We start from the raw sequence: 18,259 nt of genomic DNA, 5'->3' as shown, positions 1-18,259 counted from the left end.
CGTGACCGACCTGCGGATGGCGCTGGCCGCGTTGCCCGAGCACAAGCGGGCCCTGTTCGAGGAGCTGATGCGCGAACGCGGCCTGGTCGAGAACACCTTCCCGCTGTCGGTGGCGCAGCGCGGGATCTGGTTCCTCGAACAGGTGCGGCCGGGCAACCCGGCCTACGTCATCCCGGCGGCGCTGCGCCTGCGCGGCACGCTGGACGTCGACGTGCTGCGGGCCGCCGTGGCCGGGATCGTGCGCCGCCATGAGGCCCTGCGCACGACCTTCGAGCTGCGTGGCGGCATGCCGGTGCAGGTCGTCCACCCGGCCGTGGACGTGCCGGTGACCGAGGTGGACCTGCGCGGGCAGGACGTCGAGGGCGAGGCGTTGGAGCAGCGGATCGCCGCCGAGCTGGCGGAGCCGTTCGACCTGACCACCGGCCCGCTGCTGCGCCTGCGGCTGCTGAGGCTGGGCGAGCGGGACCGGGTGCTGGCGGTGGCCACCCACCACCTGGTCTCCGACGGCCGGTCGGTCGGCGTGTTCGTCTCCGAGCTGTCGGCGCTCTACGCCGCGTTCACCGCCGGCCGGCCCTCGTCGCTGCCGCCGCCGGCCATCCAGTACGGCGACTTCGCCGTCTGGCAGAACGAGCGCGCCGCCGGCGACTTGGACTACTGGCGGCGGCACCTGGAGGGCGCGCCCGCGGCGCTGGAGCTGCCCACCGACCGCCCCCGGCCGGCGGTGCAGGGGTTCAACGGCGGTTCGGTGCCCTTCGAGCTGCCCGCCGCGCTGATGGCGGGGCTGGGCGCGGTGGCCAGGCAGCACCGCGCCACCCCGTACATGGCGCTGCTCGCGGTGCTCCAGGTCCTGCTGCACCGCTGGACCGGCCAGACCGACGTCGTGGTCGGCGTCCCGACCGCCAACCGCACCCGGCCCGAGGTGGAGTCGCTCATCGGGTTCTTCGTCAACACCCTGCCGGTGCGCACCGACCTGGCCGGGGACCCGGCCTTCGACGCCGTGCTCGCCTCCGTGCGCGCGTCCTGCCTGGCCGCCTACGCCCGCCAGGACGTGCCGTTCGAGCGGATCGTCGAGGACCAGCGCCGTCCGCGCGACCTGAGCCGCTCACCGGTGTTCCAGGTGGGCCTGTCCTACCAGGGCGACCCCCTGCCCGCCCTGGAGATGGCCGGCGTGTCGATCAGCCGGGTGCCGCTGCGCGCCCGCGGCGCCCGCTTCGACCTGGAGCTGCAGTTCTTCTCCGACGACGAGGGCCGGCTCACCGGCTGGTTCGAGTACGACAGCGACCTGTTCGAGGAGACCTCGGTGGCCGGCCTGGCCCGGTGCTTCCGCCGGCTGGTCGAGCAGGTCGTGGACGACCCCGCGACGACCGTGGCGAGCCTGGAACTGCTCGACGGCGCCGAGCGCGAGCGGGTGCTGGCGGCCGGCGCCGGGCCCAGCCGGGAGTGGCCGGGTGTCGGCCTGGTGCACGAGCGCGTCGCCGAGCAGGCCCGCGCCACCCCGGACGCCGAGGCGGTGCGCTTCGAGGGCCGCTCGCTGACCTACGCCGAACTGGACCGGTGGGCCAACCGGCTGGCGCACCGCCTGGTCCGCGGCGGCGTCGGCCGGGACGTGCCGGTCGCGGTGAGCGTGCCGCGTTCCCTCGAACTGGTGGTCAGCCTGCTGGCCGTGCTCAAGGCGGGCGGCGCGTACCTGCCGCTGGACCCGGCCTACCCGCGGGCACGGCTGGCGCACATGCTGGACGACGCCGCCGCGCCGGTGCTGCTGACCCGCCGGGACGTGGTGGACGGGCTTCCCCCCACTGCGGCGGCGGCGCTGTGCGTGGAGGAGCTGGACCTGTCCGGCGAGCCCGACACCGATCCCGGCGTCGCCGTCGACGGCGAGGACCTGGCCTACGTCATCTACACCTCCGGTTCCACGGGCAGGCCCAAGGGCGTGATGAACGTCCACGCGGCCATCCGCAACCGGCTGCTGTGGATGCAGGACGCCTACCGGCTCGGCCCGGACGACCGGGTGCTCCAGAAGACGCCGTTCTCCTTCGACGTGTCGGTGTGGGAGTTCTTCTGGCCGCTGATGTCGGGCGCGACGCTGGTCGTCGCCCCACCCGACGCGCACCGCGACAGCGGTCACCTCATCGAGCTGATCCGGTCCGAGCGCATCACGACGCTGCACTTCGTGCCGTCGATGCTCCAGGTGGTGCTGGGCGAACCCGGTCTGGAGGAGTGCACGTCGCTGCGGCGGGTGATCTGCAGCGGCGAGGCGCTGCCCCGCGCCACCCAGGAGCGGTTCTTCGCACGCAGCTCCGCCGAGCTGCACAACCTCTACGGGCCCACCGAGGCCGCCATCGACGTCACCCACTGGCGGTGCCGCCGCGACGGCGACCCGCGCCCGGTGCCGATCGGCTTCCCCATCGCCAACACGGGTGTGCACGTCCTGGACGACCGCCTGCGCCCGGTGCCCACCGGCGTGGCCGGTGAGCTGCACATCGCCGGCCGCAACCTCGCCCGCGGGTACCTGGGTCGGCCCGCGCTGACCGCCGAGCGGTTCGTGGAGCACCCCCTGGGCAGGCTCTACAAGACCGGCGACCGGGGGCGGCAGCGGTCCGACGGCGCGGTGGAGTACCTGGGGCGGCTGGACGACCAGGTGAAGCTGCGCGGGTTCCGCGTCGAGCTCGGCGAGGTGGGCTCCGCGCTGGCCGAGCACCCGGACGTGACCGAGGCGGTGGCGGTGGTCCGGGGCGACCGCCTGGTGGCGTACCTGGTCGCCGTGCGCGCCGTGCCCGCCGTCGAGCTGACCGCCCACCTGCGCGAGAGGGTGCCCGACTACGCGGTGCCCTCGGTGTTCGTGCCGCTGCCGGCGATCCCGCTGACCCCCAACGGCAAGCTCGACCACGCCGCGCTGCCCGAGCCGGACGGCGCCCGACCCGAGGTGGCCACGGCGTTCGTCGCGCCGGGGGAGGGCCTGCCGGCGACCATCGCGCGGTTGTGGTGCGACGTGCTCTCCGTCGACCGGGTCGGCGCGCACGACAACTTCTTCGACCTCGGCGGCCACTCGCTGGCGCTGGCCCGGGTGCGGGCGGCGCTGGTCGAGGCCCTGGGCCGGGACGTGTCGATGGTGGAGCTGTTCCAGTACCCGACGGTCGCGGCGCTGGCCGAGCACCTGGCGCGCGACGGGGACGCGCCCGCGTTGGCCGGGGCGGCCCGAGCCGAGGCCCGCAGGCAGGCCCGTGAGGGGCGCGGACGGGCGGCCGACCGCAGGGCGCGCTCGCGGAATGGGAGGTGACCGACATGGCCGACACGACCCGAACCACGGCGACCACCGCCACGACCGCCACGACCGCCACGACCGCCACGACCGCCACGAGCGGCGTGACCGGCGGCACCGGCACAGCTCACGGGACCGGCGCGACGCGTTCGGCCGGCACGGCTGACGTGACCGGCGGGGGGAATGCGCCCGGCGCGGCCGGCGGTACCGGCGCGACGAGCTCGGCCCCCGCACCCGACCCGACCGGCGTGACCGGCTCGGCCCCCGCACCCGACCCGACCGGCGTGACCGGCTCGGCCCGCGCAGCCGACTCGGCCGACGTGGCCGACCGGATAGCGATCACCGGCATGGCCGGGCGCTTCCCCGGCGCCGACGACGTCGAGCAGTTCTGGCGCAACCTCCAGGGCGGCCGGGAGACGATCTCGACCCTGACCGCCGACCGGCTGGCCGAGTCCGGTGTGGACCCGGCCGAGGCCGCGCGGCCGGGCTACGTCCCCGCCAAGGGCGTGCTGGAGGGCGCCGACCGGTTCGACGCGGCGTTCTTCGGCTACAGCCCGCGCGAAGCGGAGCTGATGGACCCCCAGCACCGGGTCTTCCTGGAGTGCGCCTGGACGGCGTTGGAGTCCGCCGGGTGCGACCCGGCCGCGAGCACCGGCCGCATCGGCGTCTTCGCGGGCACGAGCATGAACTCCTACCTGCTGTTCAACGTGATGGGCAACCGGCGGCTCTACGACTCGACCGGCCCCTACCGCACGCTGCTGGCGTCCGACAAGGACTTCCTGGCCACCCGGGTGGCCTACCAGCTGGACCTGCGGGGACCGGCGCTGACCGTGCAGACGGCGTGCTCGACCTCGCTCACCGCGGTGCACCTGGCCTGCCAGAGCCTGCTCAGCGGCGAGTGCGACACCGCCATCGCGGGCGGGGTGTCGGTGTCGGTGCCGCTGGCGGGCGGGTACCTGCACGAGCCGGGCGGCATCATGTCCGCCGACGGGCACTGCCGGCCGTTCTCCGCCGACTCGGACGGCACGGTGGCGGGCAACGGCGTCGGCGTGGTCGTGCTGCGCAGGCTGGCCGACGCCCTCGACGACGGCGACGCCGTCGTCGCCGTCATCCGGGGCTCCGCGATCAACAACGACGGCTCGCTGAAGGCGGGCTACACCGCGCCCGGCGTGGACGGGCAGGCCGAGGTGATCGCGGAGGCGCTGGCCGTGGCCGGCGTGGACGCCTCCACCATCGGCTACGTCGAGACGCACGGCACCGGGACCGCGTTGGGCGACCCGATCGAGATCGCCGCGCTCAGCCGCGCCTACCGCGAGCACACCGCCGACACCGGCTACTGCGCCCTGGGCGCGGTCAAGGCCAACGTCGGCCACCTCGACGCCGCCGCGGGCGTCACCGCCCTGATCAAGGCGGCACTCGTGCTCGACCGCGGGTCCATTCCCCCGCTGGTCGGCTACGCGGGCCCCAACGAGGCGTTGGACCTGGCCCGGAGCCCGTTCTTCGTCAACACCGAGCCCTTGCCGTGGCCCCGCGGCCGGACCCCGCGCCGGGCCGGGGTCAGCTCGTTCGGCATCGGCGGCACCAACGCCCACGTCGTGCTGGAGGAAGCGCCGCTCCCCGCCGGGCCCGTCCCCGAGGCCGCCGCCGGGTACCACGCGCTGGTGGTGTCCGGCCGGACCCCGCGGGCGGTGGCCGACAACGCCCACCGGCTGGCCGACCACCTCCAGGCCCAGCCGGGCACCCCGCTGGCCGCCGCCGCGCACACCCTGGCCACCCGCCGGCGCGCGTTCGGGCACCGACAGGCCGTGGTGTCCCGCGACACCGCGCAGGCCGTGGCCGCGTTGCGCCGGATCACCCCGGCCGACTCCTGGACCGCCGCCGAGAACCCCGGGGTGGCGTTCCTGTTCCCCGGCCAGGGCGCGCAGCACGTCGGCATGGGCCGCGACCTGCACGCCCACGAGCCGGTGTTCGCCGCCGAGCTGGACCGCTGCGCCGAGCTGTTCGCCCCGCACCTGGGCGAGGACCTGCGCGCGCTGGTCCTGGCGCCGCCGGAGCGGGCCGACGAGGCCGCCGCGCGGCTCGCCCTGACCGACGTCACCCAGCCCGCGCTGTTCGCCGTCGAGTACGCCCTGGCGCGGCTGTGGCACTCGCGCGGGGTCCGGCCCACCGCGATGGCGGGGCACAGCGTCGGCGAGTACGTCGCCGCCTGCCTGGCCGGGGTGTTCTCGCTGCCGGACGCGGTGCGCCTGGTGGCCGCGCGCGGCCGGCTGGCGCGGTCGATGCCGCCCGGGGCCATGCTGGGCGTCTTCCTGCCCGAGGCGGACGTGCTCGACGTCCTCGCCGGTCAGGACGGGCTGTGCGTGGCGGCGGTGAACTCCTCCGGGCTGACCACCGTCTCCGGCGACTCCGCCGCCATCGCCGAACTGCGGCGGCGGCTCACCGTGGCAGGTGTGCCGTGCCGGGAGTTGCGCACCTCGCACGCGTTCCACTCGCCGAGCATGGACGCCGCGGTCGAGCCCTTCACCGCCGAGGTGCGCCGGGTCACCCTGTCGGCGCCGACCGTGCCGTTCCTGTCCAACGTGACCGGCACGTGGATCACCGCCGAGCAGGCCACCGATCCCGCCTACTGGGGGCGGCACCTGCGCGCGGCGGTGCGCTTCGGCGACGCGCTCGACGTGGTGCTGGCAGATCCGGGCGCCGTGCTGCTGGAGGTCGGTCCCGGTCACACCCTGGTCAACTTCGCCCGCGACCACGTCGCCTGGCGAGAGACCCACACGGCGGTCTCGTCGCTGCGCCACCCCGACGAAAACCTCGACGACCGCGAGCACCTGCTCGCCGCGCAGGCCCGGCTGTGGGGCGCGGGTGTGCCGGTGGACTGGACCGCCGGCGCCGCCGGGTCCGGGCGCCGCACCGTCGCGCTGCCCGGCTACGCCTTCCAGCGGCAGCGCTACTGGGTCGAGCCGGACGGCGACCGCCCGGTCGCCGCGCCCGCGCCGGGGCGCGACTGGTTCTACGCGTCGGGGTGGCGGCGGCTGCCGTTTCCCACCGGTGACGCGGAACCGGTCGTCGACGCCGCCTGGGCCGTGCTGGGCGCGGACCTGCCCGTGGGCGCGGCGGTGGCCGACCTGCTGGCGCACTGCGGTGCGCCGGTGGTCCGGGTCGTGGCGGGAGGGGCGCTGGAGCGCGGTGCGGGGGCCTGGACCGTCGACCCGGCCAACCTCGACCACGCCGCCGCACTGGTGACCGCGCTGGCCGAGGCGGGCCGGCCGGTCCGCCTCGTGCACGCCTGGAGCACCGGCGAGGACGAGCCCGGCCTGTCGGGCGCCGCCCGGCTGGACCGCGCCCGCGCGGTGGGCTTCGACAGCCTCCTGACCCTGGCCCAGGGCATCGCGCGGGCCGCCGTCCCGGTGCGGCTCGACGTGCTGTCGCGCGGCCTGCACGCGGTGACCGGCGACGAGGCGCTGCGGCCGGAGCACGCGACGCTGCTGGGCGCCACCACGGTGATCCCGCAGGAGGTCCCGGGGGTGTCCGTGCGGACCCTCGACGTCACCGGCGTGCCGCCGGCCGACGCGCTGACCGCGGTGCTGACCCGTCCCACCGCCGAGGGCGACCTGGCGCTGCGGGGCCGGCACTGGTGGGTGCGCGACTTCGACGCCGTGCCGCTGACGCGTGGCGGCTCGCGGCTGCGCGACGGCGGCGTCTACCTGATCACCGGCGGGCTCGGCGGCGTCGGGGTCGCGCTGGCCGAGCACATCGCGGGCGCGGTCCGGGAACCGGTGCTGGTGCTGCTCAGCCGCACCGGCGTGGACGGCGACGCGACCGGCGGCCGCGCCCGTGCCGTCGCGCGGTTGCGGGACCTGGGCGCGCGGGTGGAGGCGCCGACCGCCGACGTCACCGACGAGGTCGCGGTCACCGCGCTGGTCGCCGACCTGCGCGCGCGGCTGGGCGGCCTGCACGGCGTCGTCCACGCCGCCGGCGTGCCCTCGCGCGGCGTGATCGCGGGCAAGACCCGGGCCGACGCCGACGCGGTGCTGGCGGCCAAGACCCGCGGCGCGCTCGCGCTGGACCGGGCCTGCGGCGACGGGCTGGACTTCCTGCTGCTGTGCTCGTCGCTGACCTCCCTGCTCGGCGGTCCCGGCCAGAGCGACTACTGCGCGGCCAACGCCTATCTGGACGCCTTCGCCCAGGCCAAGCGCGCCGAGGGCGCGCCGGTGTGGTCGATCGCCTGGGACACCTGGCGGGGCGTGGGCATGGCCGCCGGGTTGACCGCGGCGCTGGGCGGCGAGGACCTCGGCGAACCGGTCGGCCACCCGCTGCTGCAGCACCTGGTCGCCGAGTCGGGGACCTCCCGCACCTACCGCACCGAGGTGACCTCCGACCACTGGGTGGTCGACGACCACCGGATCATGGGCGCGGGCCTCGTGCCCGGCACCACGTACCTGGAACTCGTCCGCGCCGCCGTGGCGCACCGGGCCGCGGGCCGGGCGGTCGAGTTGGGCGGGGTCGTGTTCGCCGCGCCCGTCATCGTCCCCGACGGGCGCAGCCGCGTGCTCTACACGACCGTCGAGGAGCGCGACGGCGGCGGGTTCACCGTGCGCAGCCGCGACGGCGACACGTGGCAGGAGCACGCCGCCGGGTCGGTGTCCTTCGGCGCCCCCGAGCCGCCGCCGGCCCGCGACCTGGCGGAGCTGCTGCGCCGGGTCGGCCCGGCCGAGGTGGTCGACCACCCGGAGGAGATCAAGCGCCGCTTCAAGCTCGACCTGGTCGAGCGGGGCGGTCCGCTGGAGTTCGCGTTCGGCCCGCGCTGGCAGTGCCTGCGCGAGATCCGCGTCGGGGACCGGGGGCTGCTGGTCACGTTGCGGTTGGACGAGCGGTTCGCCGGCGACACCGCCGAGTACGGCCTGCACCCGGCGCTGCTCGACGTGGCCGGCGCCTCCGCGCGCATCCACGCCCGTGACGTGTTCTACCTGCCGTTCACCTACCGGAAGCTGCGGGTGGACGCCGCCCTGACCGACACCGTCCACTGCTTCGTGCGGCTGCACGACTCCGGCGACTCCGGCGAGACGCTGACCTGCGACACCGAGATCTACGCCCCGGACGGGCGGGCGCTGGCCCGCATCGAGGGCTTCACCATCAAGCGGGTCAACGACCTCGGCGCGCTGCGGGCGAAGGTGGCCGAGGCCGTCGCGGCCGAACCCGCCCCGACCGGAGGCGTGCTGCGCGCGCTGGGCGAGGGGATGGCGGCGCGGGACGCGGTCGCCGCCTTCGCCCGCATCTGCGAGGCGGCGGAGCTGCCCGACCGGCTCGTGGTCGCGCACGCCGAGCCGGGCGAGCTGCTGGCGCTGGCCCGGACCGTCACCCCCGAGCTGCTGGCCCGGGAGGCGGGGGCGGTCGCGCCGCCGGTCGGCACGCACCCGCGACCGGACCTGGACACCCCCTACGCCCCGCCGGGCACGCCCGCCGAGCAGGCCGTGGCGGAGGTGTGGCAGGAGGTGCTGGGCCTGGACCGGGTGGGCGTGCACGACGACTTCTTCGCCCTGGGTGGGCACTCCCTGGCCGCGGTCCAGATCGGCGCGAAGCTCCAGGGCCGGTTCGGCGCCGCGCCGGACCTGCGCCGGTTCTTCGACCACCCCACCGTGGCCGCGACCGCCGCCCTGCTGGACGCCGGCGACCGGCACGACCACGAGGTCATCGAGGTGCTGAGCCGGGACGAGCGCGCCGGCGTGGACGAGCTGTCCGACGCCGAGGTCGAGGCGATGCTGCTCGACCTGCTGGCGCGGGAGAGCCGGGAGCAGGAGGACCTGGCATGAGTGCGTTGCGACGGCCCTCGGACCGGGACATGACGACCCCCGTCCACCAGGGGTGCGGAAGGAGCGTGGCCCCATGAGCACCACCGACCTGAGCGGCCTGTCGCCCGCGCAGAAGCGGGCCCTGCTGGCCGAGCGGTTGACGCGGCGGCGGTCCGTGCGGCGGTTCCCGGTGTCGTTCGCGCAGCAGCGGATGTGGTTCCTGGACCGGCTCAGCCCCGGCGACGCCGCCTACAACGTGCCCGGCGCGCTGCGCGTGCACGGCGCGCTCGACCTGGAGGTGTGGCGGCGCTGCTGCGCCGAGGTGGTCCGGCGGCACGAGGTGCTGCGCACCACCTTCGAGGAGGTCGACGGCGCGCCCGTGCAGGTCGTCGCCGAGCGCGGGGAGATCGACATCACCCTGGTCGACTGCCCCCACCTGCACGGCCCGGACGGCGCGGCGGGCGTGGAGGAGCTGGCCCGCGCGGAGTTCGCCCGTCCGTTCGACCTCGGCAAGGGCCCGCTGCTGCGGATGCGGTTCCTGCGGCTGGCCCCGGACGAGCACGTGCTGCTGATGACCATGCACCACATCGTCGGCGACCTGTGGTCGACCTCGGTGGCGTTCGGCGAGCTGATCGCCCTCTACGGCGCGCTGAGCACCGGCGCCGAGCCGGCCCTGCCCGACCTGCCGGTGCAGTACGCCGACTTCAGCGCCTGGCAGCGCAAGCGGCTCGACGGTGACGGCCTCGCGGCCGACCTGGACTACTGGACCGCCACCCTGGCGGGCGCGCCGGCGGCGCTGGAGCTGCCCACCGACCGGCCGAGGCCGCCCGTGCGGTCCACGCGCGGCGATTCCCGACCGTTCGCGGCGCCGGCGCCGGTCATGGCGCGGCTGCGGGAGCTGGCCCGGCACGAGGGCGCGACGCCGTTCATGGCCGTGCTCGCGGCGTTCCTGGTGCTGCTGCACCGCTACAGCCGCGAGGAGGACATCGTCGTCGGCACGCCCGTGGCCGGCCGCGGCCGACGGGAGGTCGAAGGGCTGATCGGCCTGTTCACCAACACCCTGGCGCTGCGCGCCGACCTGTCCGGCGAACCGTCGTTCCGCGAACTGGTCGGCCGGGTCCGGCGGACCTGCCTCGGCGCCTACGCCCACCAGGAGGTGCCGTTCGAGCGGCTGGTCGAGGAGCTGCGCCCGGCCCGGGACAGGTCCCGCACGCCGATCTTCCAGGTGTCGTTCCTGTTCCAGAACATCGCCCTGCCCGACTTCTCCGACGTGGGGCTGCGGGTGGAGCCGGTGCCGGTGCGCAGCGCCACCGCCCGGTTCGACCTGGAACTGCAGGTGTTCGACCGGCCCGACGGCCTCGACGGCTGGTTCGAGTACAACAGCGACCTGTTCGACGCGGCGACCGTGGAGCGCATGTCGGCGCACCTGGCCGTGCTGCTGGAGCAGCTGCTCGCCGATCCCGACCTGCCCGTGGGCCGGGTCCGGATGCTCGACGCGGCGGAGGAGGACCGGCTGCGCCGCCTCGGGGAGGTGCCGCGGACCGAGTGGCCGGAGCCCCTGGCGGTCCACCGGCGCTTCGCCCTGCGGGCCGCGCGCACCCCCGGTGCGCCGGCCCTGCGGGCGGGCGGGACCGAGCTGACCTACGGCGAGCTGGACCGGCTGGCCAACGGGCTGGCGCACCGGCTGCGCGGCCTCGGCGTGGGCCGGGGGGCGCTGGTCGGCATCTGCGTCGAGCGCTCCGCGGACGTGACCGTGGCGATGCTGGCAGTGCTCAAGACCGGTGCGGCTTTCCTGCCCCTGGACCCCGGCTTCCCGGCCGAGCGCATCGCCTTCACCCTGGCCGACTCCGGGCTGGGCGTGCTGCTGACGCAGCGGCCGGTGCTGCGGCGGTTGGGCGAGGTGCCGGTCCCGGCGGTGTGCCTGGACGAGGAGCGCCCCGAACCGGGCGACGACGCCGTGGACGAGCCGGTCAAGCCCTCCGACACCGCCTACGTCATCTACACCTCCGGCTCCACCGGCCGTCCCAAGGGCGTGTGCGTGCCGCACGGCGCGCTGGGCAACTTCCTGCGGTCGATGGCCGTGCGGCCCGGCATCACCTCGTCGGACACGCTGCTCGCCGTCACCACGCCGGCGTTCGACATCTCGTTGCTGGAGCTGCTGCTCCCCTTGGTGGAGGGCGCGCGGGTGGTGCTGGCCGACCGCGAGACGGCCGCCGACGGCGCGTTGCTGTCGGCGGCCCTGGACGCCTCCGGCGCCACGGTGGCGCAGGCCACCCCGTCGACCTGGCGGATGCTGCTGGACGCCGGGTGGCGCCCCCGGCCCGGGTTCCGGGCGCTGGCCGGCGGCGAGGCGCTGCCGCGCGAGCTGGCCGGGCGGCTGCTGGCCACCGGTGTGGCGCTGTGGAACATGTACGGCCCGACCGAGACGACGATCTGGTCGTCGGTCGGCGAGGTCGGCGACGGGCCCGTGACGCTGGGCGAACCGGTGGCCAACACGTCCCTGCACGTGCTGGACGAGGCCGGCGCGCTGGTGCCCGAGGGCGTGCCCGGCGAGCTGTGCATCGGCGGCGACGGGCTGGCCCTGGGCTACCTCGACCGGCCCGAGCTGACCGCGCAGCGGTTCCTCGAGCACCCTTACGGCCGGCTGTACCGCACCGGTGACCTGGTGCGCCGCGGCGCACGGGGCATCGAGTTCCTGGGCAGGCTCGACCACCAGGTCAAGCTGCGCGGCCACCGCGTCGAGCTCGGCGAGGTCGAGGCCGCGCTGGCCGGGCAGCCGGCGGTGCGCGAGGCCGTGGTCGCCGTGCGCGAGGACCGTCCCGGCGACCAGCGCCTGATCGCCTACGTGGTGCCCGACCGGACGACGCCTGCCGTGCCGGGGGAACCGGACGCGGCCGCCGTCGAGCGGCTGGAGCAGTGGCGCGGCATCTGGGACACCGCCTACCGGGACGCGCCCGCCGGGCGGTTCGAGGCCGCCCTGGACGTCCGCGGCTGGAACAGCAGCTACACCGGCGAGCCCATCCCGGCCGAGGAGATGCGCGACTGGGCCGACCGCACCGCCGAGCTGGTGCTGGCCCGCGACCCCCGGTCGGTGCTGGACATCGGCTGCGGCACCGGCATGCTGCTGCACCGCGTGGCCCCGCGCTGCGAGCGCTACTGGGGCACCGACATCTCCGGTGTCGCGCTGGGCAAGCTGCGCCGCGACGTCGCCGCCGGCCTGGTGGCGCCGGCCGGCGTGGAGTTGTTCGAGCACGCGGCGCACGACCTCGACCGGCTGCCGGAGCGCCTGTTCGACGCCGTGGTGCTCAACTCGGTGGTGCAGTACTTCGCCGACGAGGACTACCTGCGGCACGTGCTGGAGCGGGCGCTGGCCCGCGTCGCGCCCGGCGGCGCCCTGGTCGTGGGCGACGTGCGCAGCCTGCCGCTGCTGGAGGCGTTCCACGCCTCGGTCGCCGTCGCCCGCGCCGAGCCGGGCACCCCGGCCGAGCACGTGCGCGCCAGGGTGCGCCGGGCCGTGGCCGACGACTGGGAACTGGTTGTCGACCCGGCCCTGTTCACCGCGCTGGCCGCCCGGATACCGGGGGTGACCGGGGTCGAGATCAGCCCCAAGACCGGCTCGCCGGACAACGAGATGAACCGGTTCCGCTACGACGTCGTGATCACCGTCGGTGGCACGCCCGCACCGCGGGCGGAGCGGACCCGTTCGCTGGACTGGGTGGCCGACCGGCTGTCGCCGCGCGCGGTGCGCGCGGTGCTGGCCGGGGGCGGGGACGACGTGCTGGCCGTGCGGAACGTGCCCAACGCGCGGGTGCTGCCCTTCGCCGAGCTGGTCCGCCGGCTGGCCGACGCGGACGCGGGGGAGGTCGTCGCCGACCTGCCCGCGGACCTCCCGGCGGTCGACCCGGACGACCTGCGCGCCCTGGCCGAGCGCACCGGGTACCGGGTGACCCTCGACTGGTCGGCGCACGGCCCGGACGGCGCGGTGGACGCGGTGTTCCGCCGGGTGGTCGACGGCGTGCCCGTCGCGATGCCGCCCCGCCCGGCGCCCCCGGACGTGCCGTGGGAGGCGTTGGTCAACGGCGCGGCCCGGCGGCGCGCGGCCCGGCTGGTCCCGGCCCTGCGGGCGGCGCTGGCGGAGCGGCTGCCGGAGTACATGCTGCCCTCGGCCTACGTCTTGCTGGACGCGTTGCCGCTGACACCCAACGGCAAGATCGACCGCAAGGCGCTGCCGTCGCCGGAGCACCAGCACCGCGTGGCCGACGCGCCCTACGTGGCGCCGCGCACGCCGGTGGAGGAGGTGGTGGCGGGGATCTGGGCGGAGGTCCTGGACCTGGACCGGGTCGGGGTGCTCGACGACTTCTTCGCCCTGGGCGGCCATTCGCTGCTGAGCACCCGCGTCGTGGCCCGGCTGCGCGACGCGTTCGGCGCCGACGTCCCGTTGCACCGGGTCTTCGCCGAGCCGACCGTGGCAGGGCTGGCCCGCGTCCTGCTCGAAGGCCCGGACCGGGCGGCCGTGGTGAAGACCGCCGAGCTGCTGGTGCGCCTGAGCGGCCTGTCCGACGACGAGGTCGCGCGGGCCCTGGACGGCGACCCGGTCCGCTGAACCCGCCCGCGCCCACGACGAACAACCGCGAGGACCGCACCGTGACCAGCACCAGTCGCTTCACCCTCTCGGCCCGGCGCCGGCAGCTCCTGGAGAGCCTGCTGCGCGCCGAGGGCATCGACCGCTCGGCCACGCCTGCGGTGCCGAAGCGGCCCGACCCCGCCGCCCCGGTGCCGCTGGCGTTCCCGCAGAGCCGGTTCTGGTTCCTGGACCGCTACTCGGCCAACGCCGCTTCGTACGTGATCTCCGCGGCGTTGCGCGTGCGCGGCGGGTTGCGCTCCGACGTCTTCACCGCGGCGTGCGCGGAGGTGGTCGCGCGGCACGAGTCGCTGCGCACGGTGTTCACCGAGGTCGACGGTGTGCCCGTGCAGCGGGTGCGGGCCGAGCTGCCGCCCGAGGTGGACGTGGTGGACCTGCGCGGGACCGACCCGGCGGACGTGCCCGCCGAAGTGGAGCGGCGCGAGGCCGAGCTGGTCGCCCGGCCGTTCGACCTGTCGAGCGGGCCGCTGCTGCGCGTGCGGCTGCTGGAGTTCGCGGACGACGACACCGCGGTCCTGGTCAACATCCACCACATCGTCTGCGACCGGTGGTCCATGGGCGTGCTCATGCACGACCTCGTCCGGACGTACGCGGCGCTGGCGTCCGGCGCGCGACCGGACCTGCCGCCGCTGCCGGTGCAGTACGCCGACTTCGCCCGCTGGCAGGTCGACGGGGGCACCGCGGCGTGGGAGTCCGATGTGGAGCACTGGACCCGGCAGCTCGCCGGCGCGCCGGCGGAGATCGGCCTGCCCACCCCGTTCCCCCGGCCGCGGGAGAAGACCTACCGCGGCTCCTCGGTGCCCTTCACGCTGCCGCGGGCGGTGGTCGCCCGGCTGCGCGAGCTGTCCCGAGCCGAGGGCGCGACCTTGTTCATGGCGTTGACGGCGGCGTTCAAGATGCTGCTGGCCAGGCTGTCCGGCGAGCACGACGTCGTGGTGGGCACCCCGGTGGCCAACCGCACCCTGACCGAGCTGGAACCGCTGGTCGGCTGCTTCCTCAACACCCTCGCCCTGCGCACGGACCTGGCGGGCGACCCGGACTACGCCGAGGTGCTGCGCCGGGTCGCGGCGGTCTGCCTGGCCGCGTACGACCACCAGGCGATCCCGTTCGAGCAGCTGGTGCAGCGGCTGCGACCGCGCCGCTCACCGGCGCACACCCCGGTGTTCCAGGTGCTGGTCTCCTACCAGAACGTGCCGCTGCCGCCGTGGGACGACGGCCCGGTGCGCGTGCGGCCGATGCCCCTGCCCGCTCGCAAGGCGGAGTTCGACCTGCTGCTGGAGCTGTTCGAGGACGGCGACGCCGTGACCGGCAAGCTGGAGTACAGCACCGACCTCTACGACGAGCCGGCCGCCCGCGAGCTGGTGGAGCGGTTCACCGGGCTGCTCGCCGACGTGGCCGCCGATCCCGGCCTGCGCCTGAGCGCCGTCAGGGTCGCCGACCCGGGACGACGGCAGGCGGGCGAGGTGCGGGACTGGCCGGACCGGGGCTGGGTGCACGAGTGCGTGGGCGACCGGGCGCTCGACGCGCCGGACGCGGTCGCGGTGCGGGCGGGGGAGTGGTCGCTGGACCGCGCCGGGCTCGACCGCGCCGCCAACCGCCTCGCGCACTGGCTGCGCCGCCTGGGCGTCGGCGCGGGGGCGCTGGTCGGCGTGCGCCTGCCGCGTGCGCCGGAGACCGCGGTCGCGGTGCTGGCGGTCCTGCGGACCGGCGCGGCCGTGGCGCCGCTGGACCCGGCTCTGCCCGCCGACCGGGTGGCCCGCTTCTGCGACCGGGCGGGGGTGTCGGTGTTGCTGACCCGCGGCGGTGTGCCGGCCGAGGTGCTCGACGGCGCGCCCGACGTCGAGCCGGTGGACCTGGACGAGCTCGACGGCGGGCTGTCCGCCGAGTCCGACGCCGACCCGGGCGTGCCGGTGCACGGCGACGACCTGGCGCTCGTGGCGTTCCCGTCGGGCGCGATGATCCCCCACCGCGCGCTGCGCAACGCCGTGCTGGTCCTGCAGGACCTGTGCCCGCTGGACGGGACCGACCGCGTGGTGCGGCACGGCGCGCTGACCGCCGAGTCCGCGGTGCGCGAGTTGCTGTGGCCGCTGGTGGCGGGCGCGGCGGTCGTCGTCGCCGACGCGTCACCCGCGCGGACGATCCGCGACGAGCGCGTCACGGTCGCGTGCTTCACCCCGGCCCGGCTCCGCGAGTTCCTGCACGACCCCGCATCGGGCGAGGGCGTCGCGCTGCGGCACGTGCTGTGCGGCGGTGAGGCGTTGCCGCGCTCGCTGCGCGAGCTGGCCGCCGCCCGCCTCGACGCCCGGCTGCACCACCTCTTCGGCACCCCGGAGACGACCGGCGCGGTGACCGCGTGGACGTGCGGCCCCCGGGACGGTGACGGCGCCGCGCCCATCGGCGCACCGGTCGCCAACACCGAGGTCCTGCTGCTGGGCGCGTTCGACCAACCGGTGCCCGCGGGGGCGCCCGGCGAGCTGGTCGTCGCCGGCGCGGGACTGGCCGCGGGCCGGGTCGGGGACGAGGGCGGCGGCCGGTTCGGCGGGCACCCGTTCGACCCGGACCGGCTGGTGTTCCGCACCGGGGACCTGGCGCGCGTGCGCCCTGACGGCGCCCTGGAGTGGCTGGGCCGGGTCGACGAGCCGATGCGCCGGCACGGCTTCCGGGTGGATCGGGGCCGGGTCGAGGCCGTGCTCGACGCGCACCCCGCGGTCCGCGCGGCGGTCCTGGTCGACCGCGCCGGTGAACCGGTCGCCTGCGTCACGGTCGACGGTTCGACCACGGGCGCGGACGTGCTGCGGTGGGCGGGCGAGCGGCTGCCCGACCCCCTGGTCCCGGCCGCGGTCGAGGTGGTGGGGGAGTTGCCGCTGACCTCCGCCGGCACGGTGGACCGCGCGGCCCTGTCCGCTCCGACCGCCGCCGGCGCGGTGGAGCGGTTCGTCGGCCCCCGCGACGAGCTGGAGCACTCCGTGGCGCGGGCGTGGCGCGAGCTGCTGGGCGTCGCGCGCGTCGGCGTGCACGACGACTTCTTCGACCTCGGCGGGCACTCGCTGCTGGTGACCAAGCTGGCCGCGTGGGTGCGCTCTGAGCACGGCGTGCACGTGCCGCTGCGCGAGCTGTTCGACGGCACCACGGTGGCGGCGATGGCCGAGCGCATCCGCCGCGGTGACGCCTCGGCCGGGCCCGCCCCGATCCCGGCCGCCGACCGCTCCGCCGCGCTGCCGCTGTCGTTCGCCCAGCGGGACCTGTGCGAGCACGGACCGCTGCCGCCCGAGGACCCGTTCCACAACGTGGTTACCGCCATCGCGCTGACCGGCGTCCTCGACGTCGACGCCCTGCGCGCCGCGCTCGACGACATCGTGCGCCGGCACGAGCCGCTGCGGTCCCGGGTGGTGCGCCGCGACGGCGCGTGGACGCAGCAGGTCCTGTCGGGCGGCACGTGGCCGCTGTCCATTGTGGACTTCGGTGCGCTGGGGCCGGCCGCGCGTCGAGCCGCCCTGCGCGGCGCGGTCCTGGCCGAGGAGCACCGCGGCTTCTCCCTCGCCCAGGAGCCGCCGGTCCGGGCCGTGCTGATCCGGCTGGCCGAGCGCGAGCACGTGCTGGTGCAGGTGATGCACCACCTGGTCACCGACAACTGGTCCTACGGCGTGCTGCTGCACGAGATGTCGCGGTGCTACGCCGCGCGCGTCCTGGGCCGCGAGGCCGACCTGCCGGCGTTGCCGGTCGCGTTCGCCGACGTCGCCGCCTGGCAGCAGCGGCGGCTCGCCGCGGGAGCCCTGGACGCCGACCTGGCGCACTGGCGGGTACGGCTGGCCGACCTGCCGCCGCCGCCGCGCTTCACCGCGCCGGCCCACCAGGACCCCGCCCCGCCGACCGGCGCGGTCACCGACTTCACCGTGGAGCCGGGCGAGGCGGCGGCGCTGCGGGCGTTGGGGCGGGCGGAGAGCGCGACGTTGTTCGCCGTGCTCATGAGCGCCTTCCAGGTGCTGCTGTCGGCCTACTCCGGCCACGACGACGTCGTGGTCGACTTCCCGGTCGCGGGCCGGGAGCGGCCGGAGACGGCGAACCTGATCGGTTTCCTGGTCAACCACCTCGCGATCCGCGTCGACCTGTCCGACGACCCGTCGTTCCGCGAACTGGTCCGCCGCGTCCGCGCCGACCTGGCGGACGCGCAGGCCCACCAGGGCGCCCCGCTGCGCGCGGTGACCGACCGCGACCTCACCCGGATCACGTTCAACCTGCTCAACGCCGCGCTGCCGGAACTCGCGCTGCCCGGTCTGACGGTCGCGCCGGCGGCCGCGGGGCTCGGTGACGACTACGTGTTCACCGAGGTGGTCGCCGACTTCGGCCGGGTGGCCGTGGACCTCGGCCTGATCGTGCGCGAGGACGACACGGGCGCGCTGCGCGGGGTGTGGCTGCACGCCCCCGGAGCGGTCGAGCCCCGGGCGCTCGCCGCCATGGCCGCGGTGTGGCCGGTGCTGCTGCGCGCGGTGGTCACCGACCCCGACCGGCGCGTCGGGGTGCTGCGTGCCCTGCTGCTGGGCACCGAACTGGGAAGGCGGGGATGAGCCC

At 76.1% G+C, this 18,259-nt stretch carries 4 protein-coding genes; all 4 read left to right on the top strand.

The window, feature by feature from the left end:
• Position 1: 1 nt before the first annotated feature.
• The 4 genes from ACWEFJ_RS34360 (at position 2) to ACWEFJ_RS34345 (ending at position 18,255) form a co-directional block, all read left to right on the top strand.
• Positions 2-3,277: an amino acid adenylation domain-containing protein gene (locus ACWEFJ_RS34360; protein ID WP_449716301.1), complete on the top strand. Its 3,276-nt coding sequence runs from the start codon at positions 2-4 to the stop codon at positions 3,275-3,277.
• 5 nt (positions 3,278-3,282) lie between these two features.
• Positions 3,283-9,069, top strand: coding sequence for an SDR family NAD(P)-dependent oxidoreductase (locus ACWEFJ_RS34355; protein ID WP_449716300.1), 5,787 nt, complete (start codon positions 3,283-3,285; stop codon positions 9,067-9,069).
• 73 nt (positions 9,070-9,142) lie between these two features.
• Complete coding sequence (locus tag ACWEFJ_RS34350) at positions 9,143-13,651, top strand: amino acid adenylation domain-containing protein (protein WP_449716299.1); 4,509 nt, start codon at positions 9,143-9,145, stop codon at positions 13,649-13,651.
• 41 nt (positions 13,652-13,692) lie between these two features.
• Positions 13,693-18,255, top strand: a complete 4,563-nt coding sequence (locus tag ACWEFJ_RS34345; RefSeq protein ID WP_449716298.1) for a condensation domain-containing protein — start codon at positions 13,693-13,695, stop codon at positions 18,253-18,255.
• Positions 18,256-18,259 lie beyond the last annotated feature (4 nt).

The organism is Actinosynnema sp. NPDC004786, assembly GCF_053601135.1.
This window is presented reverse-complemented; position numbering and strand designations above follow the sequence as displayed.

What these genes read in the sequence shown, in the direction of transcription:
- ACWEFJ_RS34355 (WP_449716300.1), top strand. Translation starts at nt 3,283, where the DNA reads ATGGCCGACACGACCCGAACCACGGCGACCACCGCCACGACCGCCACG.
- ACWEFJ_RS34350 (WP_449716299.1), top strand. Translation starts at nt 9,143, where the DNA reads ATGAGCACCACCGACCTGAGCGGCCTGTCGCCCGCGCAGAAGCGGGCC.